General features: G+C 61.1%; 23 protein-coding genes. 6 read left to right on the top strand and 17 right to left on the bottom strand.

From position 1 onward, the window contains the following. Nucleotides 1-68: 68 nt before the first annotated feature. The gene (locus tag IGX34_RS17310; protein WP_192556989.1) at nucleotides 69-881 is read right to left on the bottom strand and encodes a DUF481 domain-containing protein; all 813 of its coding nucleotides are present in this window, start codon (nucleotides 879-881) and stop codon (nucleotides 69-71) included. Nucleotides 882-963: 82 nt separating this feature from the next. Then, nucleotides 964-1,821, bottom strand: a complete 858-nt coding sequence (locus IGX34_RS17305; RefSeq protein WP_192556988.1) for a hypothetical protein — start codon at nucleotides 1,819-1,821, stop codon at nucleotides 964-966. A 158-nt stretch (nucleotides 1,822-1,979) separates the two neighbouring features. Between IGX34_RS17305 and IGX34_RS17300 the strand changes: the two genes are divergently transcribed. Then, nucleotides 1,980-2,951, top strand: coding sequence for a helix-turn-helix transcriptional regulator (locus IGX34_RS17300; RefSeq protein WP_192556987.1), 972 nt, complete (start codon nucleotides 1,980-1,982; stop codon nucleotides 2,949-2,951). 64 nt (nucleotides 2,952-3,015) lie between these two features. Beyond that, nucleotides 3,016-3,957, top strand: coding sequence for a patatin-like phospholipase family protein (locus tag IGX34_RS17295; RefSeq protein ID WP_192556986.1), 942 nt, complete (start codon nucleotides 3,016-3,018; stop codon nucleotides 3,955-3,957). Nucleotides 3,958-4,075: 118 nt separating this feature from the next. On the opposite strand, the gene IGX34_RS17290 is transcribed toward IGX34_RS17295, so the two are convergent. From IGX34_RS17290 to xth, 9 genes are all read right to left on the bottom strand, one after another. Continuing rightward, a complete protein-coding gene (locus IGX34_RS17290) occupies nucleotides 4,076-4,441 on the bottom strand; it encodes a DUF488 family protein, N3 subclade (protein ID WP_192556985.1) in 366 nt (121 codons plus the stop codon). Between the two features lie 69 nt (nucleotides 4,442-4,510). Continuing rightward, complete coding sequence (locus IGX34_RS17285; RefSeq protein WP_192556984.1) at nucleotides 4,511-5,227, bottom strand: glycosyltransferase family 2 protein; 717 nt, start codon at nucleotides 5,225-5,227, stop codon at nucleotides 4,511-4,513. A gap of 76 nt (nucleotides 5,228-5,303) precedes the next feature. Further along, entirely contained in the window at nucleotides 5,304-6,173 is an 870-nt protein-coding gene (locus tag IGX34_RS17280; RefSeq protein ID WP_192556983.1) for a ParB/RepB/Spo0J family partition protein, read from the bottom strand. A 2-nt stretch (nucleotides 6,174-6,175) separates the two neighbouring features. Continuing rightward, on the bottom strand, nucleotides 6,176-7,027 hold the full coding sequence (locus tag IGX34_RS17275; protein ID WP_192556982.1) for a ParA family protein: 852 nt from the start codon (nucleotides 7,025-7,027) through the stop codon (nucleotides 6,176-6,178). Between the two features lie 101 nt (nucleotides 7,028-7,128). Then, entirely contained in the window at nucleotides 7,129-7,761 is a 633-nt protein-coding gene (gene rsmG / locus IGX34_RS17270) for a 16S rRNA (guanine(527)-N(7))-methyltransferase RsmG (RefSeq protein ID WP_192556981.1), read from the bottom strand. Between the two features lie 148 nt (nucleotides 7,762-7,909). Beyond that, a complete protein-coding gene (locus IGX34_RS17265; protein WP_192556980.1) occupies nucleotides 7,910-8,365 on the bottom strand; it encodes an SPFH domain-containing protein in 456 nt (151 codons plus the stop codon). Nucleotides 8,366-8,622: 257 nt separating this feature from the next. Beyond that, entirely contained in the window at nucleotides 8,623-9,456 is an 834-nt protein-coding gene (locus IGX34_RS17260) for a pirin family protein (protein ID WP_192556979.1), read from the bottom strand. Between the two features lie 87 nt (nucleotides 9,457-9,543). Further along, on the bottom strand, nucleotides 9,544-10,227 hold the full coding sequence (locus IGX34_RS17255) for a YecA/YgfB family protein (protein ID WP_192556978.1): 684 nt from the start codon (nucleotides 10,225-10,227) through the stop codon (nucleotides 9,544-9,546). After that, entirely contained in the window at nucleotides 10,227-11,006 is a 780-nt protein-coding gene (gene xth, locus IGX34_RS17250) for an exodeoxyribonuclease III (RefSeq protein ID WP_192556977.1), read from the bottom strand. The genes IGX34_RS17255 and xth overlap by 1 nt, the downstream gene beginning before the upstream one ends. Nucleotides 11,007-11,098: 92 nt before the next feature. Between xth and IGX34_RS17245 the strand changes: the two genes are divergently transcribed. The 4 genes from IGX34_RS17245 (at nucleotide 11,099) to IGX34_RS17230 (ending at nucleotide 15,980) form a co-directional block, all read left to right on the top strand. Next, nucleotides 11,099-11,482: a GntR family transcriptional regulator gene (locus IGX34_RS17245; RefSeq protein ID WP_192556976.1), complete on the top strand. Its 384-nt coding sequence runs from the start codon at nucleotides 11,099-11,101 to the stop codon at nucleotides 11,480-11,482. A gap of 1 nt (nucleotide 11,483) precedes the next feature. After that, a complete protein-coding gene (locus tag IGX34_RS17240) occupies nucleotides 11,484-12,380 on the top strand; it encodes an ABC transporter ATP-binding protein (RefSeq protein WP_192556975.1) in 897 nt (298 codons plus the stop codon). Then, nucleotides 12,377-13,840: a hypothetical protein gene (locus IGX34_RS17235; protein WP_192556974.1), complete on the top strand. Its 1,464-nt coding sequence runs from the start codon at nucleotides 12,377-12,379 to the stop codon at nucleotides 13,838-13,840. Before IGX34_RS17240 ends, IGX34_RS17235 begins: the two co-directional genes overlap by 4 nt. Nucleotides 13,841-13,925: 85 nt before the next feature. Then, nucleotides 13,926-15,980, top strand: coding sequence for a S9 family peptidase (locus tag IGX34_RS17230; RefSeq protein WP_192556973.1), 2,055 nt, complete (start codon nucleotides 13,926-13,928; stop codon nucleotides 15,978-15,980). 43 nt (nucleotides 15,981-16,023) lie between these two features. Here the strand turns inward: IGX34_RS17230 and IGX34_RS17225 are convergent, their stop codons facing one another. The 6 genes from IGX34_RS17225 to IGX34_RS17200 form a co-directional block, all read right to left on the bottom strand. Beyond that, nucleotides 16,024-16,896 carry a PA0069 family radical SAM protein gene (locus IGX34_RS17225; RefSeq protein WP_225737558.1) on the bottom strand — a complete coding sequence of 291 codons (873 nt, stop codon included), beginning with the start codon at nucleotides 16,894-16,896 and terminating at the stop codon, nucleotides 16,024-16,026. Nucleotides 16,897-17,047: 151 nt separating this feature from the next. After that, nucleotides 17,048-17,755, bottom strand: a complete 708-nt coding sequence (locus IGX34_RS17220; RefSeq protein ID WP_192556972.1) for a hypothetical protein — start codon at nucleotides 17,753-17,755, stop codon at nucleotides 17,048-17,050. A gap of 193 nt (nucleotides 17,756-17,948) precedes the next feature. Next, nucleotides 17,949-19,241: a hypothetical protein gene (locus tag IGX34_RS17215; protein WP_192556971.1), complete on the bottom strand. Its 1,293-nt coding sequence runs from the start codon at nucleotides 19,239-19,241 to the stop codon at nucleotides 17,949-17,951. 444 nt (nucleotides 19,242-19,685) lie between these two features. After that, nucleotides 19,686-20,492 (bottom strand): hypothetical protein, encoded by an 807-nt coding sequence (locus IGX34_RS17210; protein ID WP_192556970.1) that lies wholly within the window; start codon nucleotides 20,490-20,492, stop codon nucleotides 19,686-19,688. 457 nt (nucleotides 20,493-20,949) lie between these two features. Beyond that, nucleotides 20,950-21,897 (bottom strand): prefoldin domain-containing protein, encoded by a 948-nt coding sequence (locus IGX34_RS17205; protein WP_192556969.1) that lies wholly within the window; start codon nucleotides 21,895-21,897, stop codon nucleotides 20,950-20,952. Then, nucleotides 21,890-23,152, bottom strand: a complete 1,263-nt coding sequence (locus IGX34_RS17200; RefSeq protein ID WP_192556968.1) for a tyrosine-type recombinase/integrase — start codon at nucleotides 23,150-23,152, stop codon at nucleotides 21,890-21,892. The genes IGX34_RS17205 and IGX34_RS17200 overlap by 8 nt, the downstream gene beginning before the upstream one ends. Between the last annotated feature and the right edge of the window lie 23 nt (nucleotides 23,153-23,175).

The raw sequence follows: 23,175 nt of genomic DNA, 5'->3' as shown, positions 1-23,175 counted from the left end.
GCACCTCCACACGGGCATAAAAAAACCTCCTCGCGCTCGCGCACGAGGAGGTTCTTCGCAACCTGTTATCAGAGGTTGTAAACCAGATTGGTCGTCGTAAGCGTGTCGGTGCGACGAATGCCCGGCAGCACCTGGCTGTTGTGACGCACCTGGAAACCCACCTTGATCGAGAGCTTCTTGGTCATGCTCACGGCCAGGCCGGCATCGTTCTGCATGTAGGTGTTCTTGCTGCCCGCTTCGGTCAGGTAGGTGTCGTCGAAGGAGGTGTTGTCGGTGATGCGGTACTTGTAGTTCACCAGTCCGCGCGCCACCACTTCGCTCTGGCGCGGCTGCGTCAGCGGCACCGTCTCGCCATTGATCACCTCGGTGCCGGTGGCCGGCTGGTATTCGGTGTAACCCGGACCGATTTCGAAGGAAAGCTGGGTGCGGTCGGTTTTCAGCGCCATGTAGCCATAGCCGATCGACACGGTGCCCTGCCAGCGGTTGGCGGCGAAATCGTCGTGGTCGTAGCGGATCGCGGTCACCACGTAGCTGCGCGGATCGAGCTTGTAGCCGGCCGAGGCACCCACGTCATAACGGTTGGCGGTGGTGTCGAACTGCTTGTAGGTGGAGCCATTGTCTTCGGTCACGGTCACCTGGCCCTTGGAACGCAGGGCGTCGAGGAAGAAGCTGTTCTTCCACTGGTCGGTTTCCTGGTTCAGGGTGAGCTTGGCGTTGATGTTCTGCGAACGCGAGTTGCCGGTGGTCGAGGCGTAGCCCAGTTCGCCTGAACCCGTCCACTCGCCCGAGGGAGTTTGCGTACCCGAATTGGTGTCTTGTGCCTGGGCAGCGAACGTGGCCAGGGTGGCAAGCGCCAGACCGGTCATCAGAAGGTTTTTCATCGCTGTCGTCCTAGTGTTAAAAAGCTGTTGAACGCGCCACTTTAACGGCGCGGCTTGAATCCTTAGTGAATTTAGATCGGTTTTAGAGCCGATCCTGACGCCAAATTGGCTCGTGATCCGTCGTTCTGGACTGAGCGTAGCGAGTGAGAGCGAAATCGTAGAGCCATAGTTCCAGGCTCTTGCCGACCACGCAGGCGGTGGCCGCGAAGAACGCCAGCCAGCGCCCGCCGGGCACTACCGGCACCAGCAGCAGGCTCAGGCAGGGGATGGCCCAGATGAACAGCGCCGCCAGGAACCGCCGCGCCTGCAGGCCGTGGATCGGCGGCTGGGCGCCATCGCCGGGGGCCCGCAGCGACTGCCAGCCCAGGCCGTCCACCAGACCCAGCAGCATCGCCATCAGCAGCAGCCCGATCGCCCACGGCAGCGGCGCCACCGCGCCACCGCTGAGGTTGGCCTGGAAGATCACGCATACCCACAGCCACAGGCCCCCGCCGTACCAGGCGGCCAGCATCCGGCTGACCGGCAGTTGCATGGCGATCCCGGCCTGGCTGGCCAGGCGTCGGGTGCGGTAGCCATAGGCGCCGGTCAGCAGGCAGGACAGGCTGGATATCACCAGCGCCACGCTGACCAGCCGGGTGGCCCAGAAGGCGTCGTTGCCGCGGGCCAGGCCGGCTAGGCCCAGCATCGGCAGATAGGTGATCAGGGCCAGCATGGCTTCGCGGGTCGGGCGCTGCGGGGTGCCGATGCGCCAGCCGTGCCATTCCGGCGTGCCATGCAGCCGCAGGCAGGCGGCCAGCAGGCCGGCGCTGACAAAGATGCAGCCCAGCGCCAGCGGCACCAGGGCGTCGCCGCGGCCGCTGCTGTAGATGCCCAGGGCCAGCGCCAGGCCAAGCAGTACCCACAAGCCATAGCCGCATAAAGCCAGGGCTTCCAGGAGCATGGGCGCCAGTCCCATGGACGGGGCCTGGAAATCGCCGTTAACCGATTGCGATGGATGGGGCGGTTTGAGCATGAGGGACCGGGGAAAGTCCTAACGCACGCTTGCGGGCGTCACGTTGCGTCCTCATGCTACACAAATCCTGTTTGCCGAACGTCGACATGGATCGCTACGAGCGCATTCTTACCCTGCACCGCCTATTGAAATCGGCCCACTACCCGGTGCCGCTGCCCAGGCTGATGGACGAGCTTGAATGCTCGCGGGCCACGCTGTACCGGGACATCGCCTTTTTGCGCGATGCCCTGGGCGCGCCGATCGAAAGCGCGGGCGGCGAGCACGCCGCCTTCCGCTACGAAGCCACCGAAGGCCAGCGTTTCGAGCTGCCAGGGCTATGGCTGACCTCGGACGAGCTGGCCGCCCTGCTGGCCCTGAACGAACTGATCGGCCGCAGCGGTCCGGGCGTGCTGGCCGGTGCGCTGGCGCCGTTCAAGGCGCGCATCGAGCACCTGCTCTCCGACCGCGGCAGTGGCAAGGCGCTGCCGGTGGAGCGCATCCGCGTAATCCCCTGGGGCGAGCGCAAGCTGGACCAGCAGGTATTTCGCATTACCGCCGGCGCCGTGCTGGACCGCAAGCAATTGCGCTTCCTCTATCGCGCCCGCACCACCAACAACGAAAGCCGACGCACTGTCTCGCCGCAGCGCCTGACCCACTATCGCGATAACTGGTACCTGGATGCCTGGGACCACGACCGCGAGGCGTTGCGCAGCTTCGCCGTGGACCGCATCGCCGACCCGCATACGCTGGAAGGCGCCGCCATCGATGTGGCCGATGCGGACCTCAACGACTTGCTGGCTTCCAGCTACGGCATCTTTGCCGGCAAACCCAAGGCCTGGGCGACCATCCGCTTCTCCGCGCACGCTGCCCGCTGGGTCGCCGACGAGCACTGGCATTCGCAGCAGAAGGGCAACTGGCTGCCGGACGGCCGCTACGAATTGCAGCTGCCGTATTCCAATTCGCGCGAGCTGCTGATGGACGTGCTCAAGTACGGGCCGGATGCGGAGATCGTGGCGCCGCTGCCGCTGCGCGAGGAAATGAAAATCATGCTGCAGCTGGCCTTGGGCGGTTATCAGTAGCACCCGCTCCCTCCCCGCTTGGCAGGGAGGGAGTAAAGCGCGCGCTCGCGCTACCATCCCGCGCATGGCTGTCACCGATCTCCGCAACGAATCCTCCCGCAGCGAAACGCCGCGCAAGCCCACGATTGCGCTCGCGCTCGGCGCGGGCGGCGCCAAGGGGCTGGCGCATATCGGCGCGATCGAGGAACTGGAAGCGCAGGGTTTCCAGATCGTCGCCATCGCCGGCTGCTCGATGGGCGCGTTGGTCGGCGGCGTGCACGCGATGGGCAAGCTCGATGTCTATCGCGACTGGGTCTGTTCGCTGGACAAGTTCGACGTGCTGAAGCTGGTGGACTGGTCGTTCTCGTTTGCCGGTGGCGGCCTGATCAAGGGCGAGAAGATCATCGGCACCATGCTCGAGCTGATCGGCGATACCAGCATCGAAGAACTGCCGATCGCCTTTACCGCCGTGGCCACCGATATCGAGCGCGAACGCGAGGTATGGCTGACGCGCGGCTCGCTGTTCGACGCGATCCGCGCTTCCATCGCGATTCCCACCTTGTTCCGCCCGCACGCCATCGAAGGACGCGTGCTGGTGGATGGCGCCTTGCTCAATCCGGTACCGGTAACGCCGCTGATTCGCGACCCGGCCGATTTCGTGATTGCGGTAAGCATCGATGGTCCGGCCGATACCAATGTGCCGGTGGAGATTTCCGCGGGCGACGCCTCCGCCAAGCTCAGTATCGGACGGCTGCTGAGCCGGTTCCTGCCAGGTGCAAGCAGCGCGAAGATCGTCGAAGCCAAGGCGCCGGAAATGGGCGCGCTGGAATTGCTGGGGCAATCGATCGATCTGATGCAGGCCAACCTTTCGCGCCTGCGTCTGGCCGCCTATCAACCGGATTTGCTGGTGCAGCTGCCGCGCAATGTGTCGAGCGCGTATGCGTTCTACCGGGCGCGCGAGTTGATCGAGATGGGCCGCGAGAAAACCCGCGAGGCGCTGGCAGGCTGGAATCCGACCTCGCGATAACGGTCGACCGTAGGTTGGGTTAGCGCGGCGTAACCCAACGGATGCCTGACCGAGCACAAGCCCTGGAACCTATGGGCGCACAGGTAGATTTCGCTGGATGATGCAGCGCTAGCCCAACCTACAAACCATTCGCCTTGAGCCAGTTGTCGAGATACATCTTCAACGCCACGGCCTGGTTGTGCTCTTCATCCTTCGCACCGAACAGCAGCGTCACGCGATGCCGCTCGGCCTGTGTCACCAACGGTTGCCAGAAGGTCTTGCGTGCGTCCAGTTCGCTGGCATAGCGATGGCGAAAACCTTCCCAGCGCGCCGGATCGTGGCCGAACCAGCGGCGCAACGCCGTGGTGGGAGCCAGGTCGCGGGCCCAGATGTCGAGCGCCGCATCTTCCTTTTTCAGGCCGCGCGGCCAGACGCGATCGACCAGCACCCGATAGCCGTCCGACTTGGCGGCAGGCTCGTAGACACGTTTGACGGCAATGCTCACGGACGGTCTCCCGCACGGGACTACGACCGTCAAGCATACGCTTCACTCATTTAATCGGCGTGATGACCTTCAGAGTTCTTCAACGCGCGTGACTTTCGCGCGGCGCATCAGCCACGCCACGCCGCGCAGATCGGCAATGCCTACCCACAGGCGATCGAGCATGCCGTACTTGGACTTGCCCGCGGTCCGCGGACGATGTCCCACCGGCACGCTCTGGCTGCGGAAACCCGCGCGATTCATCAGCGCCGGCAGATAGCGGTGCATATGATCGAAATACGGCAAGCGCAGAAACAATTCGCGCTCGAACAGCTTCAGGCCGCAACCGGTATCCGGCGTGCTATCGCGCAGCATGCGCGAACGCACCGCGTTGGCGATCTTGGAGGAAATGCGCTTGTTGAAGCTGTCCCGGCGCGTGGTGCGCCAGCCGGCGAACAGCTTTATTTCCGCTGCGGCGGCATCGCGCGCGGCCAGCAGCTTGGGAATATCGGCCGGATCGTTCTGACCGTCGCCGTCGAGCGTGGCGATCCACGGCGCGCGCGCGGCGTAGACGCCGTTCCACACCGCCGTGCTCTGCCCGCTGCGGGTCACGTGATGCAGCACGCGCAATTCCGGATAACTGGCCTTTTGCGCGTTGAGCACCGCGCGGCTGTCGTCGCTGGAATCGTCATCGACATAGACGATCTCGAAATCCAGCTTGCCGCGCAGGGCGGCCGCGATTTCGGCGAGCAGCGGCGGGATGTTGTCGCGTTCGTTGAAGACGGGCACGACGACGGAAAGTTGCGGCATGGATAAGGCCTTGTCTTGCGCAAACGGGGCGGCTTAGCCGCCGGAGTCTAGCAGGCTGCGGTGACAGCCCTGCTTTTCAACGCATCTTGCCCAGGATTCCTTCCAGCTCGTCATTGCTGTGGTAATGGATCACCACCTTGCCACGGCCGCCGCGGCCGTGCGCCACTTCCACCTTGGTGGCGAAGCGTTCGCCCAGCTCGCGTTCCAGCGCATCGATGTTCGGATCGCGTGCCGGGGCGCTCTTGGCCTTGCCCTTCGGTGCGGTCTGCGCCTTGCGCGCGGCGTCTTCCAGCTCGCGCACGCTCCAGTTGTTGCGTGCCGCTTCCAGCGCCAGCGCCTCGGCCTGGTGCTCGGGCAAGGTGAGCAGGCAGCGGGCATGGCCCATTTCCAGCTTGCCGTCGTCGAGCAGGCGCTTGATCGAAGCCGGCAGGTCGATCAGGCGCAGCATGTTCGACACCGCGGCGCGCGAGCGGCCGACGGCGTCGGCAGCCTGCTGGTGGGTGAGGTCGAAGTCGTCGATCAAACGCTTGATCGCATCGGCTTCTTCCAGCGGGGTAAGGTCCTGGCGCTGGATGTTTTCGATCAGCGCCATCGCCGGCACGGCCACTTCGGGCACGTCCTTGACCAGCGCGGGAATATCGCTCAGCTGCGCGCGCTGGGCGGCGCGCCAGCGGCGTTCGCCGGCAATCAGCTCGTAGCTGTTCTTGCCAATCGCACGTACCACCACCGGCTGGATCAGGCCCTGCGCCTTGATCGAGGCGGCCAGTTCGTCCAGCGCTTCGTCGTTCCAATGGCGGCGCGGCTGGTATTTGCCGGGCTGGATGTACTGGATCGGCAGCGTGCGCAGCTCGCCTTCCTGTTCGATCACCGACGGGGCGCCGGTGTCGCCACCGCCCAGCAGGGCATCGAGCCCGCGTCCCAGACCACGCTTCTTAGCAGCGGACATGCTTACTCCTGATCAAGATGTGCCGAGGCTTCCAGCGATTCCTCGGGCGCGTCGCCATGCATGGCATGCAGCGCCGCTACGGCGGCATTGGAGCCTCGTTCGCGGCGAATGATTTCGCCGGCAAGCCCGATATAGGCGATGGCGCCACGCGAGCTGCGGTCGTAGAGATGGATCGGCTGGCCATGGCTGGGCGCTTCGGCCAGGCGCACATTGCGCGGAATGATCGAGCGCAGCACCTTGTCGCCGAAATGCTGGGTGAGCTGCGCCGATACTTCGTTGCCGAGGTTGTTGCGCACGTCGTACATGGTGCGCAGCAGGCCTTCGATTTCCAGCTGCGGATTGAGGTGCTGGCGCACCGCCTTGACCGTATCGAGCAGGCTGGAAAGACCCTCCAGCGCAAAGTATTCGCATTGCACCGGAATCAGCAGGCCGTCCGCCGCGGTAAGCGCGTTGACGGTGAGCAGGTGCAGCGTGGGCGGGCAATCGATCAGGATCGTGTCGTACTTGTGCGCAACCTTCGCCAGCTGTTCCTTCAGGCGGTTCTCGCGCGCCAGCGCATCCATCAATTTCAGTTCGGCCGCGGTGAGATCGCCATTGCCCGGCAACAGATCGTAATGCGCTTCGGTGCTGACCACGGCCTGATCGATCGGCGCTTCGCCCAGCAGCACTTCGCAGCCGCTGGGATGGACTTCGCGCTTGTCCACGCCCGATGCCATCGTCGCATTGCCCTGCGGGTCGAGATCGACCAGCAGCACTTTGCGCTTCGCCGCAGCGAGCGCTGCAGCGAGATTGACAGCGGTGGTGGTTTTGCCGACGCCACCCTTCTGGTTGGCGACAGCGATGATACGGGCCATGTCTCGTCCGGTACCGTGCGTATTTGAGAGGACGGCTAGATTACCAGTTTGTGGACGCAAACCCCGACAGTCCGCCATCTGGGCCGGTGCCCGGACCGCGCTCAGGTGCGCTGAAGTACGACCAGATGGCGCTCTGCTGCACCCAGTCCGGGCACGTCCAGCGCATGGATGCCGCGCACGCTGAAACCGTCCGGCACGCCGGGCAGTTCGTCGTCGGGGGCCTTGCCCTTCATCGCCAGCCACTGGCCCTGCGGCGCGAGCAGATGGCCGCCCCAGTGCAACATGTCGGCCAGGCTGGCGAAGGCACGGGCGGTGATGCAGTCGAACTGGCCCTGCACCTCTTCCACTCGCGATTGCACGGCGCGCACGCCCTCCAGCTTCAGCGAGCGGATCGCCTCGCGCAGGAAGCGCACCTTCTTGCCGTTGGAATCCACCAGCAGCACCTCGCGACCCGGCGCGGCGATCGCCAGCGGAATGCCGGGTAGCCCCGGGCCGGTGCCCAGGTCAGCCAGCGACTGGCCCTGTACGTAGGGCAGGATCGCCAGCGAATCCAGCAGATGCCGGCTCACCATCTCGGCGGGGTCGCGGATGGCGGTGAGGTTGTAGGCGGCGTTCCAGCGCTCCAGCAGGGCCTGGTAATCGAGCAGGCGCGGCACCGCCTCCGCCGGCAGCTGCAGGCCGAGCGCGGCAATGCCTTGTTCGAGCCGGGCTTGCAGGGCGGAGCGATCGGTCATCGGTGATCCGTTTGCGTCAGTGGGCGGGCAGTATCCGGATCCGCACGCGCGGATGCCAGCCGCCTGGATAAAAGAAGGCCCGCCGAAGCGGGCCGATATTGCTCAGATTCCCCTGTGCCGGTGCTCTCGGGCACCCTGGCCAGTTGCTTCAGGCGGCTTCCAGTTCCACCCGCGTCACCATCATGCCGCGAGCGCGCAGATGCTGGTTGAGGCTGGACTTGAGGCGAGCGGCCACGTCGCGGCGTGGTTCATCCTGGTTGGCGGCGCCGGTATGCAGCGCATCGAGCACGCTGCGGCGAATCAGCTGGTCGGCCTCTTCGATCACCGCATCGGCGCGCTCGGGTTCGAGCACCTGCCAGTACACCGTGCCATGCAGCGGCTGGGCTTCGGTCACGGCGGCGTCGAAGCGCAGCGTGCGGCCACCCAGGTCGATGCGATGTCCCACCCGATCCACCAGCGGCAGCACCACATGGGTGCCGGGCTGCAACAGGCGGATCGGCTTACCGTAGCGATAAAGGCTATGCACCTGCCCAACCGGCACCCGCTTGACCGCAATCGCCACCAGGGCGAGGACGATGATCAGGCTGAAGGTCAGTACAGTCATGGCGATTTAAAACAATTAGTTAGCTACGGTTTCTGAAAATTTCACGAAGAATGATTTTACAGGCATATGAACCTGTTTGGATTAATCTTTATTTAACGACGGAACACCCTTCCCCGCAATCCCCTGCCGTTAACCGCTTTTAACGGCTTCGGCTGACGGAAGTGGTGCATCGTTCGTGCCACAGCCCCCTGCATGCACATCGCCCCGCCGATAGGGTTATCGGCAGGGCGATGGAAGGGCTGAAGCGGCTGGCGGGATCAGAACTTGCCGGCGCGGAAATCGGCGATGGCCTCGTGGATCTGCTCGGGCGTGTTCATCACGAACGGGCCGTAGCGCGCGACCGGCTCCTGCAGCGGCTGGCCGGCCACCAACAGCACGCGGGCCGCGCTTTCGCGGCCTGCGATGCGCACGCTGCTGCCCTTGGACAGCACCGCCAGCTCGCTGCGCGAGAGCTTTTCGCCGGCGACCTGAGCATCGCTGCCGTCGAACACATAGGCGAAGGCGTGGTGGCCTTCCGGCAGCGGAATCTCGACGCCGGCACCGGCTTCCACCGCGATATCCAGGTAGACCGGGGCGGTGACAATTCCCGACACCGGACCGCTGGCGTCACCCAGCGAGCCGGCAATGACCTTCACCGTCACCCCGGGGGCCGGGTGCACCACCGGGATGCGCTCCGGGCCGATGTCCTGGTACCGCGGGGCGGTCATCTTGTCCTTGGCCGGCAGGTTCACCCACAGCTGGAACCCCCACATCAGCCCGTTTTCCTGCTGCGGCATTTCCGAATGCAAGATGCCGCGCCCGGCGGTCATCCACTGCACGCTGCCGGGCGTGAGGTCGCCGCGGTTGCCGTGGTTGTCGCCGTGCTGCATATGGCCGGCCAGCATGTAGGTGACCGTTTCGAAGCCGCGGTGCGGATGTTCCGGAAAGCCGGCGATGTAGTCGCCGGCCTGGTCGGAGCGGAACTCGTCCAGCAACAGGAACGGATCGAGCATGTCCAGGCCGGGCTGGCCGATGATGCGCTTGAGTTTCACACCCGCACCGTCGGCGGTGTCGGTGCCGCGGATGCGGCGAAGAATGCTGCGCTCAGTCATGGCTTGCTCCCGCAAGAAGAATCTGGCGCACATGATGGTTCCGTCGCGGCGCGCGCCCAAGACCCGCGCCGTGAACGGATTGTTGCCTCAGTGCACCCAGTGTCCGCTGCGCTGGCGCGGCGGCGTGGCCGGCTCCTGCTTGGACTGGCTGGCGAGGCTGGTGGCGTCGATTTCCGCTTCGGTCGCCGGATGCTGGGACCAGTAGTGGTTCACCGCGGCGAGCACGGCGGGTAGCTGCGCCAGGCAGTCGTCGTATTCCTCGTCGCTGAGCTTTTCGAACTCCGCTTCGGCGCTGAGGATGCCTTCGTCGACGGCCAGCGCCATCACCGGTCCCAGCGTTTCCATCAGCGACGGATCGTCGGCCAGGCGCTTTTCCCACAGGCCGGCGCGCAGGTCGATGCCGCGGCTGAAGCCTTCGCACCAGCCGGCGGCGGACAGGGCTGGGCCGCCTTCGGTCTCCACTTCGCCGAGAATCGGCTCATAGGCATCCACGTCGAGTTCGGCGCTGATCGAATCGTTGAGCTTGGCCAGCAAGGCCAGCACACGGTTGCCTTCATCTTCATCGGAAAACGGCTCGTGCAGCACTTCGGGCAGCCATTCTTCGGGCAGCACCTGCACCGGGCCTACCGCGATCGCGCTGAGCAGGCCGTGCACGCCGTCGAGCAGCAGGTGGCCGTCCTGGGCGTGGGTACGCAGGTAGTTGTCGAGTTCGTCCAGTTCGCTGTCGTCCAGGGAACTGGGCCAGTCGGCGTTGGTCTCGCGTGTCGTCATCAGATATCCAGGTCCACCGTGACGGGGGTGTGGTCGGAAGGCCGTTCCCAGCGCCGCGGCTCGCGATCGATGGCGGCGGCCTTTGCCAAGGATTTCAGGGCATCGCTGAGCAGGATCAAGTCGATGCGCAGGCCCATGTTGCGCCGGAATGCGCCCTGCCGGTAGTCCCACCAACTGTAATGGGCGCCCTCCGCTTCAAACAGCCGGAAACTGTCGTGCAGGCCCAGATCCGTGATGGATTTCAGGGCCGCGCGCTCGGGCGGCGAGCAGAGCACTTCCTCGCCCCAGCCGACCGGATCGTAGACGTCGCGGTCATCCGGGGCGATGTTGAAGTCGCCCAGCACCACCAGCCGGGGATGGCGGCGGATCTCTTCCGCCAGGAACGCCTGCACGCGCTCCAGCCAGTGCAGCTTGTAGGTGTATTTCTCGTCGCCCACGGCCTTGCCGTTGACCACGTACAGGTCCACCACGCGCACGCCGCCGATGGTGGCCGCGAGAATGCGCCGCTGCGGATCGTCCAGGCCGGGGATGTCGGTGAGCACGTCCTCGAAGGTGAAGCCGGCATCGTTGCGCGCCAGGATGGCCACGCCGTTATAGGTCTTCTGGCCGGCATACACGGCCTGGTAGCCGGCGGCGGCAAGCTCGTCCACCGGGAATTTCGCGTCTTCCAGCTTGGTTTCCTGCAGCGCCACCACGTCCGGCCGCGCGTCGGAGAGCCATTGCGTGAGATGCGGAATGCGCACGTTGAGCGAATTGACGTTCCAGGAAGCAATTTTCATCGGGCGATTGTAAGGGATGCCGATGACAGCCCAAGGGCCTGGCCATTGGTCATGCTTGACGAATGCCCAAGTGTATTGTTGTATTAATACACATGGATGCATCGCTACTGACCATACAACCCAACGCCCCCGAGCCGATCTACCGGCAAATCGTGGAGCAGCTGCGCCGCCTGATCGCCAGCGGCCAGCTGGTGGCGGGCGAGCTGCTGCCGTCGGTGCGCGACGTCGCCGGTTTTCACGCGATCAACCCGATGACGGTGTCGCGCGCCTACGGCATGGCCGAAACCGAAGGCCTGCTGGAACGCCTGCGCGGCAAAGGCATGGCGGTGGCCGCCACGCGCAAGCCGGTGCAGAGCGAAAGCCAGCGCATGGCGCTGCTGGAAACGCAGCTGCAGGAACTGGCGCGCCACGCCAATGAATTGGAATTGCCCGCCGAGCCGGTATTGCGCCGGCTGGCCAAATTGCTGGGAGATTGAAATGAACGCCGTACTGCAGGAAACAGCCAAGGCTTCGGTATCTCCACTGAGCGCACAGGGATTGATGCACGGCTTCGACGGCACCAAGGTGCTCGATGGCGTGAATCTCGCGCTCACCCCGGGAAGCGTGCTCGGCTTGATCGGCCGCAACGGTGCCGGCAAGTCCACCTTGATCCGCGCTTTGCTGGGTTTGCTCGAACCGCAGGGTGGCCGCGCCCTGGTCTTCGACGAGCCCGCATTGAAACTCAGCGACGACGCCAAAGCGCGCATCGCCTACGTACCGCAACAGCCCGAGGCGTTGGCCTGGCTTACCGTGCAGCAGATGCTGGATTTTGTCGGACGCTTCTATCCGCACTGGGATGCGGAGTTCATCCGCCTCACGCTGGAGCGCTGGAAAATCCAGCCCAAACGCCTGCTGGCCAAGCTTTCGCCGGGCGAACGCCAGCGCGTGGATCTGCTGCGCGCGCTCGCGTCACAACCCGAGCTGCTGGTGCTGGACGAACCGGCTGCCGCGCTCGATCCGGTGGCGCGGCGCGAACTGCTGCGCGAGATCGCCTTGCGTGCCGGTGAGGCAGGGACGACGGTGCTGTTCTCCACGCATATCGTGTCGGACCTGGAACGCGTGGCATCGGAAGTTGCGTTCCTGCACGAAGGCAAGCTGCTGCTGCACTGTGACGTGGACGATACCAAGGAGCGCTACGGCCGCCTGTGGCTGCCGGCAAAAATGAGCGCCGCCGCCCCCGCGCAAAGTCTGAGCCGACGCCGCAATGAAGACGGCAGCCTGAGCCTGGTGGTTCAACGCGACGCGCATGGACAGTGGCCGGAAGCGGCGACCTTGACCGGTGCACGCGTCGATGCGCTGGGGCTGGAAGATCTGTTCGTGGAGATCGCCGAATGAACGCCATCTCGATCTGCCTGGTGCCTTGGCGCACCACCGCTGCCACACAGCGCTGGCTGATGCTGGCGATGCTGGCGCTGGTATGGATCGGCAGCGCCGTGTATGCCGAGCGCGGATTCGGCGACGGTGCCCGCTGGACCGGCGCCATTCTCAGCGGCTACGCCAATTTTCTCGCCGGCATGATCCTGCTGGCGCCAACGTTGCTGCTGGCCGTCGACGCCAGGCAATTGCGTGTGCCGCGCATGCAGCACACCGTGCTGCCTGGGCTGGTGTTGTATGGCGCCATGCTGGCCGCGATACCGACCATCCTGCTGGTGATGGCCGGCGGCGAATGGCTGGGAGTTTTCGCAATTCAGGTGATGAGTCTCACCATCGGCTTCACGCTGGGCATGCTGCCGCGCTATTTCGCGGCGTTGCTGGGTTTCGTGCCGGTGCTGTTGAATGTCTTCAAGCTGCACTTCGCGCCGCCGCACGCGGGCAACAGCAGCTTTTACGACATCGTCGCCTGCGTGGCGCTGCTCGCCTGCGTCAGCGCACTGTGCTGGCGCCGCCAGTTACGCGCGGCCGATCCTTATCAACAAAATTTCGGCCGCCCACTGGTGATGCAGGTGGGCGCGAACCGGCATGGTTGGCCGGGCTGGTTCGTACCGCGCGACAGCACGCGCCAACTGCTCAGCATGCCGGCCTGGATGCAGCCGGTGGCGGATGTCAGCCGCGCCGGGCCTGCGCGTGTGGCCTATAGCCTGCAGATCGCACTGGGCGGCTGGCTGCTGCCGGTTACCTGGCAAAGCAGGCTGATGCGCTGGCTGTTATTGCTGATTCCGACACCGGTAATCATTTATCTGGGCTTCGCCAGTGCCGGTTGGTCGCTGCGCAATATGCTGCATGCGTTGCTCGCCACCTTCGACGTATGGGTATGGCTGCTCGGCTTTGTCGGCGCATCGTTGAGCCTAGTGGTGATGATGGTGTTGCAACAGCGCTGGCGCCGTGACAACGCCGAACTCGCCTTGCTGGCGCTGCTGCCGGGCCTGGGCAACGGCAGGCCGCTGGTGTGGCAGCTGCTGCGTGCAAGCATGCAGCGCATGTTGTCCATCCAGGCGATATTGCTCGCCATACTGCTGGCGGTGGCGCTGCGCGAACGGATCGATGCGCTGAGCTTGTGCATGGCGATACTCAGTCAGCTGGGCAGTGCCGCCATCGTGCTGGCCTGCGCGCTGTGCAATTTCGGCGGCGTGCGCCTGCCGGGCTGGAGCGTGGGCGTGGCTGCAGGTGTGTGCTACACGCTGCTGGGCCTGGACAATGCCTATATGCCGCTTTTCACCCGCGCGACGGAGCCGGATACGCTGCCAGTGCTTGTGCTGATTTCGGCATGGATCGCGCTGATTCTCGCCTTGGCGACCTTGGCCTGGCACGGCTGGCGCGGCGTGCAGCGGCGTGCGCATCCCTTTATGCCGGTGTAGCCGTCGACAGGTGCCATCCTGCACATGGGCAGGCCCGGTGCGAGCTGCTAGCGTGCTGGCCTTCCTGTGTCTGCGGAACACCGCCATGCTTAAACCCGCTCGTTTGTTTCTGCCCCTGCTTGCTGCCTTGCTGGCACCGACCGCCTTCGCTGACACGCATGCCAGCGGCACCGATCCGCGCATCGACGCCCTGCTCACTCAGCTGGGCAAGGTACGCGACGTCAACGAAGTGGCGATTTCGCCGGACGGCCAACAACTCGCCTGGGTAGTGGAAACCGACGGCAAGCCCGGCATCATGCTGGCCGATGCCCATGGCCAGCACGCGCACAGCGTGGGCCTGGCCGCCAAGCCCGGCACCTGCAGCGAAGAAGGCCTGGCCTGGGCGCCGGATTCACGCCACCTGGCGTTTCTCTCCAACTGTGCCGGCGCTGCCAGCACCATGGGCAGCAAGCAGCTCGACATCTATGTGCTGGATACACAGGCGCAGGACAAAGCCACACGCGTGTCCAACCTGCACGGCTACGTGCACGGTCTGAGTTGGGCACCGGATGGTAAATCGCTGGCTTTCCTGTATGTGGAAGGCGCTACGCGCCGCGCCAGTGCACTGGCCGCCGCCAAGCCGGCCACGGGCGAGATCGGTGTGGAAGGCATCGAAGTGCAGCGCGTTGCCACGCTGCCCGCGCAAGGCGGCGAGCTGCAGGTAGTAACGCCGGCCGACAGCTATATCTATGAATTCAGCTGGGCGCCCGACAGCCAGCGCCTGGCCTATGTCGCGGCACCGGCGCCTGGCGACAACAATTGGTGGATCGCGCAACTCTACGTGCAGGCCGCGCAGGCAGGCGCCGCACGCACGGCAGTGGTCGATCCGCGTACGGTCAGCGGTCCCTTGCACGGTTTGCAGATCGCGCTGCCGCGCTGGTCGCCGGATGGTTCGCAGATCGCGTTTATCGGCGGCCTGATGAGCGATGAGGGCGCCACCGGCGGCGACATCTACAGCGTGTCGACCACGGGCGGCGCACCGGTCAATCTCACGCCCGGCATTCACGTCTCGCCGGCATGGTTCAGCTGGAGCTCGCCGCAATCGCTGCTGGTGAACCAGTTCAGCAACGGCCATTCGCAGCTGGCCGAATACGCCGTGCAGGCCGGACATGCGCAGCAACAGCGCGTGCTGTTCACCGCACCGGGATCGGTGGGCAGCGGCACGGCTGAGTTGTCGCTGTCGTTGTCGGCAGACCATCACTATGTCGCGTTTGCACAGTCATCGTTCGAAGTCGCGCCGGAGGTTTACGCAGGCGCGGTCGGCAACCAGATACCGTCGGCCGTTACTTCCATCAACGCGGGCTTGAAGCCGGGCTGGGGCAAGGCGCAATCGGTGGAATGGGATAACGACGGCTTCCACGTGCAAGGGTGGCTGCTGTATCCGGCCAACTACGACCCGAGCAAGCGCTATCCGATGATCGTCAATATCCATGGCGGCCCCTCGTCGGCAGTGGTGCCGCGCTGGCCGAGCGTGGGCTACGGCGCCGCGCCGTTTTCCGCGCTGGGCTATTTCGTGTTCATGACCAATCCGCGCGGCAGCTTCGGCGAAGGCGAATCGTTCGTGCAGGCCAACCGCAAGGATTTCGGCTACGGCGATCTGCGCGACACGCTGGCCGGCGTGGATGCAGTGGAAAAGATGGTGCCGGTGGATGACCACCGCCTGGGCCTGACCGGCTGGAGCTACGGCGGCTTCATGAGCATGTTCGTGCCGACCCAGACGCAGCGCTTCCGCGCCGTGGTGGCGGGCGCGGGCATCGCCAACTGGCAGAGCTATTACGGACAGAACCTGATCGACCAATGGATGATTCCGTTCTTCGGCGCCTCCGTTTACGACGATCCGGCGGTGTATGCGAAGAGCTCGGCCATCAATTTCATCAAGAAGGTGAAGACACCCACCTTGATCGTGGTCGGCGACCGCGATGCAGAATGTCCCGCGCCGCAGTCGTTCGAATACTGGCACGCGCTGCGCGCGCTGGGCGTGCCCACGTCGCTGGTGGTGTATCCGAACGAAGGGCATCACTTCAACGATCCGCAGCATCAGCGCGATGTGCTGCAGCGTGCGCTGAACTGGTTCGAGAAGTACCTGCCGCCGGGTCAATGACGGTTTGCGCCCTCCTCTGCGAGGGCGCATGACGCAAGGCGAGCTAGAACAACTCGCCTTGCGGTGACGGTTTGCGCGGCGGCACAAAGCGCGATGTATCCAGCTGCAAGGTGCGCGCCCAGCTGAAGTTGTGCCGTCGGCTCGCAATCTCGAAACGTTTGCGCAGCAGGTCGGCAAACACGCCTTGCCCGCGCATGCGGGTGGCGAAGTTGCTGTCGTAGTCGCGGCCGTTGTTCATTTGCTGCACCAGACTCATCACATGCGCCGCGCGCTGCGGCGCGTGATGTTGCAGCCACTCGCGAAATAACGCCTTCAACTCATACGGCAAGCGCAGCACGGTATAGCCGGCGCAGCTGGCGCCCGCGTCGGCAGCCTGCTCAAGTACCGCCTCCATATCGCGGTCGTTCAAGGCCGGAATGATCGGTGCCACCAGCACACCCACCGGCACGCCGGCTTCGGCCAGCGTGCGAATGGCCTTGATGCGCCGATGCGGCGCGCTCGCGCGCGGTTCCAGCTTGGCGGCCAGCTGGTTGTCCAGCGAATTGACCGAGATCAACACCTGCACCAGGCGTTCGCGCGCCATCGGCACCAGCAGGTCCAGATCCCGCTCCACCAGCGCGTTCTTGGTGACGATCGTGCATGGATGGTGGCATTCGGCCAGCACTTCGAGTGCGGCACGGGTCAGGCGCCAGCGCTTTTCGATCGGTTGGTATGGATCGGTATTGCTGCCGATGTTGATCGGCTGAATCACGTACGTTGGCTTGGCCAAGTCTGCACGCAGCACCTCGGCAAGGTTGGTTTTTGCGCGCAGCTTGGTTTCGAAATCCAGCCCAGGTGAGAGGTTGAGGTAACTGTGGCTGGGGCGTGCGAAGCAGTAGATGCAGCCACCCTTAATACGAACCTCTAGTGTGTTCATAGTTGCATTCGGCCTTTAAAAACAAGGCCCTATCCATCGACGGAATAGGCATGCCGTTCATGAACATTTTGATCGTGGAAACGGGCATGTAAACGGCGAGTGCGGTCAGCTTGACCTGATTGGTACTAGGTGTCACGTGATCCTTTCACGCTTAAAGTCGCGCAGGAATCACTATTGGCATTCCGATAAGGTCCGTCATCTCATTTTGGCAATCGAACCCGAGCCAGTTCTGCTGGATGTTCCCGTTTCCATCCCTTGCGCAGCCGTAGAGTTCAAATTGTCCGTTAGAGAGAATGCCAAACTGCAAGGATCCACCTACCGTGTTGTGCTTACGAGCCTGCATCCGATTTCCCAATGCAATGCGTGGCTCAACACCTCGCGTATTTATCGCGTTCTTCTTCTTCAGTAAAAAGATTTCTTCAAGCAACGTTTTGCAATCAGCGCCGATCACCGCCATTCCACCGCGTTCTAGATTCACCCGGCTTATCACTTGCTGAAATGGTGGTTTTGGGGATGGCATCACTCGGTATGCGACAGCAGGACCACCCTCAAGCGGACGGGTCTGGTTGACGTCGTGGCCAAATAGGACGAACTCACAAGATGGTATAGGTGAAGTTCCGTAAGCCTGACTTGCAGCGAGAATGTACTTTGTAGAAAGCACACGAATGAGCTCTGCAATTTTGCGCATTGTTGGAAGCTCAGGCTTCCTTGGATGTAAGTTGCCTAGCATGTGCGCCGCGGCAGCATGGGTCATCAAAGCGGGCAAAACAGCGCCTGAGAAGCATAGACCCACTTGAAGGCGACAGCCAAAAGGTTCACCGCGCGGAAGTATGCTGTGCGTGTGCACATCGAGTTTCATGATTTTGATTGCTTGATCCGTCACAGGAAAAACTTGCCCTGGCCCACCAGTCGTTGCGACCGTGACCAATGAGTCCGCGACAGCCCAAATTTCGTCTTCGCGAGGCCCTTTCCAGACAACTACATTAGTCATTTAGGTCGAATTTCCCTGGGATCGGATGTATTGACGTTCGAATCGTTGAAAACCATTTCAACTATGGAACCTCAAGACCATTGAGCAACTTGACGTGCGGAGCCGTATTTATCGGCCGCACGATCCACGGAAGTTGGTCGTATACAAAGGCGACAGCGAGCCTCAGGTCCCTCAAAAGCACTCGGCACGCGTCTTCGTCGACGCTTTTAAGCAGCACTGACGTTAGTGCGGTCGAGTCAACTGGCGCGCCCTCTTCGGTTGCATGCATGAAAGAGTTTCGTAACACCCGAACTCGGTCCAAAGATTTAAATTCCGGTTGTCTGCCGCCCAGGCCATTGAAGCTCTGGTTTCTTGTTGAGGCGAGTTCCCGAGCGGCGAAATTGATGCGCCCAACGGCATCACCTGATTCCTGGCGTATTGGGTGCTGACCAGTAACTTCGAACTTAAGACGGTTAGCTACTGCCTCGACGCAAGCGGCAATGGCAATTACGCAGTAAATTCCGTGCATGAATTTACCCTCCAATTCTCCATTAGCTTTGGCTCGCTTTAGCGCGTCAAATTCATGAAGCGCCTTCTCGTAATGGAGCAAGGCGAAAGAAGTCTCAATCAGAGGTTCGCCACGCTGGTTGTGAACCAGCCGTCCGTATCTCGTTTGTTCGCTGGCTTCATAGTCATATTTCGGACCAACGTCGGACGAATTTGCGTGATGGTACTCAATTACAGCTAATACGGCAGCATTCTCGATAAATATCTCATCCAGCAATTGCGAATGGAGATCAGAATCCCTCGAAGGTGTTTGACCTAACCGCACGTGATGAAAGCGGTGTACGAGCTCCGCTAACCTTTTAAAGTTGTACAAATTAGAATCGGGTTCCGCGCCCCATTTCCCCCCGACCAGTTTCCCGATCGATCTTTGGAATATTCGATTTGGATCTACGGCTACGTAGCGAGTCCCCATGGCCGCAAATGGATGCGTCCCAAGATGAAGAAGGCGGTTCGCACGGCAAAGCAAATGAGCTTTCGGATTTGCCTGACCCTCAACGATAATGTCGTTGCTGGATGACGGTGACGCCGTCACACCTGGCCCAACAAGCGCAGAAACGAGACGCGAACGCAAATCCCGTTGGCTGATATTTTGGAACAGAGTTGCATCGGTCAGCAATACGAACGTATCTACGCCGACCATCTCTGAGCGAAGCTTTTCCTCATCGATTGCGATGTACGGATGTGTATCTGTCACTGCCCATACATGTCGAGATCGCTGCAATATGTACTCAGCGGCTAGCTCCTCAGATTGACTTGAAAATCGTAGCTCTGTCCCGCTAAGTGATAAGTAAATATCGCTTGTGTCCATCACGTCTCACGTATTTTTGGGTGAGGGAAATGCATCCAGTAATTGAAACTTTAGGGGACTGATTGCTCGGTACGCCGCCGCCCAATGCCGATATTTAACATGCGGAGTCGCGGGCTGGTCGCTTAGTTGGGTCTATATGTCGTACTGCAGCTAGCCAAATAGCGTTTGTTATTTGCGATCTCTGCGTGGTCGTCATCGTCGAGTCATAGCGCGGCCCATCTGGCGATGCTGCGTAAATGTGGGCCGCAACCTCGATATTTGCGAACTTGTCCAGGGCTTCGTCACTTAGTCCTGATGTGGCAGCGTCGCAGATCAAACACCGATTATTGGCTCTCAATGCCAAGCGGCGTTTTCTTGGCCCGCTGAAATCGCCCGTTGATCTCGGTCCATAGTTGGGAGTCCATTGGTGATGTCGAGCTTGCTCGATGTCGCAAGGATAGCTGGCTAACGGAGTGGTTCTACGATTGAAGGCGAAACACCTAAGAGTCGCTCTCCACGCCAAAAAATTCCGCCGCCGCCAGTCTTGTATTCTTGGACATGATCGCGCAATTGTTCAGAATCGGACTCAAATAGAGTGAATCGGAACTGTTTACTAAAGTTCGCACTGCGCGGGTCAGTTTCGATTTTTAGTTCAATTTCGTATTCTCCAGGCGCCCACTTAAATAGCCTGTCAAAGAGCATCTTAAAAGGTTCCCAAAGTACGTCATCCACGTTCACGATTTCTGAGCTGTTAGGCGGCAACTTTGCTCGCCTCTCTCGGATTTGTTTTGCTACGGCCAGCTTGCGTTCTCTGACTTGTTTGTCTGTCTGGCGATCAAAGTCCTCGTAAAAGTGGTAGAACCGAACCCAATTTTCGCCGGGACTAATCGTAAACGGCACTAAGAGGTATTGCCTGCTATCGCCAGGATTCTCGAACTGTCGCGCGTCGAGACGAAACGCATCACTTTTGTCTCGCTTGACCGAAATAGAAAGTGAACGTACTTGAATTTCACGGGAACCTACGTTGCGCAAGCCTACAAGGAGTACAACGTTGGCATTGCCGTAGGTGTGGGTAACTAGGAGTCGGGTTGGAAGATCGAGCTTTAAGCGGCCAGGGCGAAATAACTTGATCAGAGGTGGGCACTGAGATAGCACCAGCGCGAGCAGGGCTACGAAGCCTTGCCAAAAGGTCCAATCGTCATAAAAAGGACGTCCGAGTGGGGCGGCCGGAACGGGTACATTTGCAATCAGAGAAATCAGCCCGATGGACATTGTGCATTCCTGGCGATTAAGGCCGGCTACACCGTACATCAAAGTAACCGGATCAAATTGAGTGGCGGGACGAGCGATTGGCCGTCAAATGTTCGCGACACATAAAGGTTTCTGCTACCTAGTTACATCAAGCATCGAGACTTTCGCGAGCGCTATGGATCCTTCCTTCGCGCGTGACGCTCAAGCACGATAGCACCAACTTATCAACGTGTAGAGCAGTCAGTAGCTAACATCATCTAATCGTAATTTCGGAATCCGACTTGGATTCCGACAGGTGCGCGGTTTCGGCGAGAACATCACAAAGCATATGATCGCTCATGCGTCGCACTGCGGACCGCGTTCAAAGCATTAATTGCGAATCGCGAGAAGAGCTGCTAAGTCCATTCCGCGGCAGGTGGCTGTCGCGACGAAAGCCTATCAGCATCGTTCGTTTGATCGACGAATGCGAGCGTCCGAATTAAAGAGCCAGCCAAGGCCAGACTTGGCCATCAGCAACACGCATGGTCAGGAATGTGTCTTTGGCGGACTTTTCATTTTCCTTGATGGCCTTCTGCAAGCGTCTGATGTTTCGCTCTATGAATGTGAGTCTTTTCTCAATGTTCTGCATCTCGGATAGCGATGCACGAAGTATTGCTTGCAGAGTCACGATCGGAAGGTGTTTTTCCGCTGCGTCGCTCCAAGGGTTGCTTTTTCTATGCGTTCTCTGCGGAAAAATCTCGAGGACACGTTCTGCCTCGGAATTCCACCTTGGATCCGTCGATAGACCTCGGAGCACAGCGCGGACTACGTTGATCCGGCCTCTGGCTGTTTCGCTGCTTAGCGAGTCGCCGCCAATGACCGATGCTTCTGGACTGCTCTGCCAGCGAACGTAATCGGTCAATGTCTGCTGATCGAGATCCCGCAGATGCCCGTCCGGTTTGTGCCGAACAAGATACACGACAAATCCAACCTTAAATTTTTGGATCGCCGCTCCGCATGCTTTCGGTTCGATGGTTCCAATGTAGTTCTTGATTCCCTCGGCAAGTGGCACTGCCAGATTGGGTAATACAAGCAATGGAGAAAGGTCGAAGACCTTGTCGGAAAACTCTCGACTAACCATTACCAAGCGAAGCCACTGGGTATCGTCACTCGAAAAACCACTTTCGATGCGGTTGCCATGCGGGTCCTGAACAGGTAGATCAATTATTACCTTCTTACTAGTTCGCGTTTGTTCGATCGATTCGACCGCCTTTTGGGCAGCGCTCTTGAATTTTGGGACGGGGTAAGGTCGAGTGAATTTTGATTTTCTCAAGCCACTATGCATTGTCGTTGACTTTAACGGCGCGTGATCAGGCGGCGTCGAAGAGGAGGCAGTTTTTTTAGCCACGATGAGCGCAGCAGCACTGCGATTTTTACGCTTAGGCAAGTGGTACTCCCGCCAATTCTCGAACGCTCATGCGACGGAGATCGCGTCCCCACTCGTTCATGACACTTACATAGCTCAAGTACGTCTCGATCGTTGTTCTTAGGTATCTATGCCCCAATTGCGCTTGAATTGGCTTCCATGGCTCGAGATTGCCCAGTTCGCGTTCGGCGAAATATGTCATTACAGCGTACGTGTGCCGAAGGTCGTGGGGCGAATGGCGAGCCATCTCAACGCGGCGCTTTTGATTTGAATTCGCAGCATGAATTTCTTCAATGGCGATCAATTTTGCTTCGAGGCACGCTTTCGCAAACAAGTGCTCGTACCACCTTCCTGTAATTGGCTTTCCCCGAGTGGAATTTCCCGCCGTTCTATGGGCGACGATTAACTTCGATGTGGGATGCTTGATGTGGGCAACGGCGGACGCACGTTCCGTTGCGATATAGTTTTTCGTTCTGAGGATGAGCCAGTTTGGCACGGCGACATTTCTGTACTTGGCGCCCTTTCCAAGTACTCGAACGATCGAGTGATCGAAGAGGTGATTCGGATCGAAGTTCAACGTTGAGAATTGGTGGACACTCAGTCCCTGGTTGTCCTCGTCTCCGACAATTTCGCTCAGCCTTAGTCCAACATAAGCCATCCATTCAGCAACGATACGATCTCTTTGGAAGTGGCCGCATTTTCCGCTTTCTTCTTCGCTGGGCCCGAGGTGCTCAAGTAGCGATACAAGCGCTTCTGGTGAGAGCGGCCTGATGTCTGTCTCGCTACGTTCGTAGCGCGGTATAAGGTGGCGCACGGAATCGTTTATGGGTTGCGCATGGGTTGTTTGAAAAGCTGTGTCGCTCTTTGAGTTTGTGGCCAGTGCATGCGCAAAGTCGAGTGCTGTTAGGTACCAACCGTGATCTTCGCCGGCTATGTAGTAAGCGATCACGGCTTCCATCCGCTTGCTGATTGTTCCCGCAGATAGAGGTCTGCCGGTTTTTTCGCTTACCGCTTCGGCCAACGCATCGCCGAAGTCCGAGAGGTCATCGGCGCAAGCTCGGCGATAGTCGATCCCCGCCGTAAGGCAGTAGGTGTGCCAGTAAGCGATGGCATAGGCCATGTTCCGCTGATGGCGTTGGGAATTGGTTCGAGCGAGCCTTGCAATCCAACGGCTGGCATCTTCATGCAGTTGCATCGAAGGCCACGAGAACAAGAGGAAGCCTGGCTCCGATTTTTTGTGTTTGGAGACTTGATGAACCCGAAGTTCCTGACCCATGCAGATATCTCGCCCGTCAGTCG

Source organism: Dyella acidiphila (assembly GCF_014863405.1).
GTDB classification, from domain to species: Bacteria; Pseudomonadota; Gammaproteobacteria; order Xanthomonadales; family Rhodanobacteraceae; genus Dyella_B; species Dyella_B acidiphila.
Note: the sequence above shows the minus strand (reverse complement) of the source record. Positions and strands in the feature narration are given on the sequence as shown.

Coding starts and splice junctions, on each gene's coding strand:
- IGX34_RS17310 (WP_192556989.1), bottom strand. CDS start 881: ATGAAAAACCTTCTGATGACCGGTCTGGCGCTTGCCACCCTGGCCACG.
- IGX34_RS17295 (WP_192556986.1), top strand. CDS start 3,016: ATGGCTGTCACCGATCTCCGCAACGAATCCTCCCGCAGCGAAACGCCG.
- IGX34_RS17300 (WP_192556987.1), top strand. CDS start 1,980: ATGGATCGCTACGAGCGCATTCTTACCCTGCACCGCCTATTGAAATCG.
- IGX34_RS17275 (WP_192556982.1), bottom strand. CDS start 7,027: ATGGCCCGTATCATCGCTGTCGCCAACCAGAAGGGTGGCGTCGGCAAA.
- IGX34_RS17215 (WP_192556971.1), bottom strand. CDS start 19,241: ATGGACACAAGCGATATTTACTTATCACTTAGCGGGACAGAGCTACGA.
- IGX34_RS17235 (WP_192556974.1), top strand. CDS start 12,377: ATGAACGCCATCTCGATCTGCCTGGTGCCTTGGCGCACCACCGCTGCC.
- IGX34_RS17230 (WP_192556973.1), top strand. CDS start 13,926: ATGCTTAAACCCGCTCGTTTGTTTCTGCCCCTGCTTGCTGCCTTGCTG.
- IGX34_RS17220 (WP_192556972.1), bottom strand. CDS start 17,755: ATGAAACTCGATGTGCACACGCACAGCATACTTCCGCGCGGTGAACCT.
- IGX34_RS17280 (WP_192556983.1), bottom strand. CDS start 6,173: ATGTCCGCTGCTAAGAAGCGTGGTCTGGGACGCGGGCTCGATGCCCTG.
- IGX34_RS17210 (WP_192556970.1), bottom strand. CDS start 20,492: ATGTCCATCGGGCTGATTTCTCTGATTGCAAATGTACCCGTTCCGGCC.
- IGX34_RS17265 (WP_192556980.1), bottom strand. CDS start 8,365: ATGACTGTACTGACCTTCAGCCTGATCATCGTCCTCGCCCTGGTGGCG.
- IGX34_RS17260 (WP_192556979.1), bottom strand. CDS start 9,456: ATGACTGAGCGCAGCATTCTTCGCCGCATCCGCGGCACCGACACCGCC.
- IGX34_RS17285 (WP_192556984.1), bottom strand. CDS start 5,227: ATGCCGCAACTTTCCGTCGTCGTGCCCGTCTTCAACGAACGCGACAAC.
- IGX34_RS17240 (WP_192556975.1), top strand. CDS start 11,484: ATGAACGCCGTACTGCAGGAAACAGCCAAGGCTTCGGTATCTCCACTG.
- rsmG (WP_192556981.1), bottom strand. CDS start 7,761: ATGACCGATCGCTCCGCCCTGCAAGCCCGGCTCGAACAAGGCATTGCC.
- IGX34_RS17245 (WP_192556976.1), top strand. CDS start 11,099: ATGGATGCATCGCTACTGACCATACAACCCAACGCCCCCGAGCCGATC.
- IGX34_RS17225 (WP_225737558.1), bottom strand. CDS start 16,896: ATGAACACACTAGAGGTTCGTATTAAGGGTGGCTGCATCTACTGCTTC.
- IGX34_RS17305 (WP_192556988.1), bottom strand. CDS start 1,821: ATGCTCCTGGAAGCCCTGGCTTTATGCGGCTATGGCTTGTGGGTACTG.
- xth (WP_192556977.1), bottom strand. CDS start 11,006: ATGAAAATTGCTTCCTGGAACGTCAATTCGCTCAACGTGCGCATTCCG.
- IGX34_RS17255 (WP_192556978.1), bottom strand. CDS start 10,227: ATGACGACACGCGAGACCAACGCCGACTGGCCCAGTTCCCTGGACGAC.
- IGX34_RS17200 (WP_192556968.1), bottom strand. CDS start 23,152: ATGGGTCAGGAACTTCGGGTTCATCAAGTCTCCAAACACAAAAAATCG.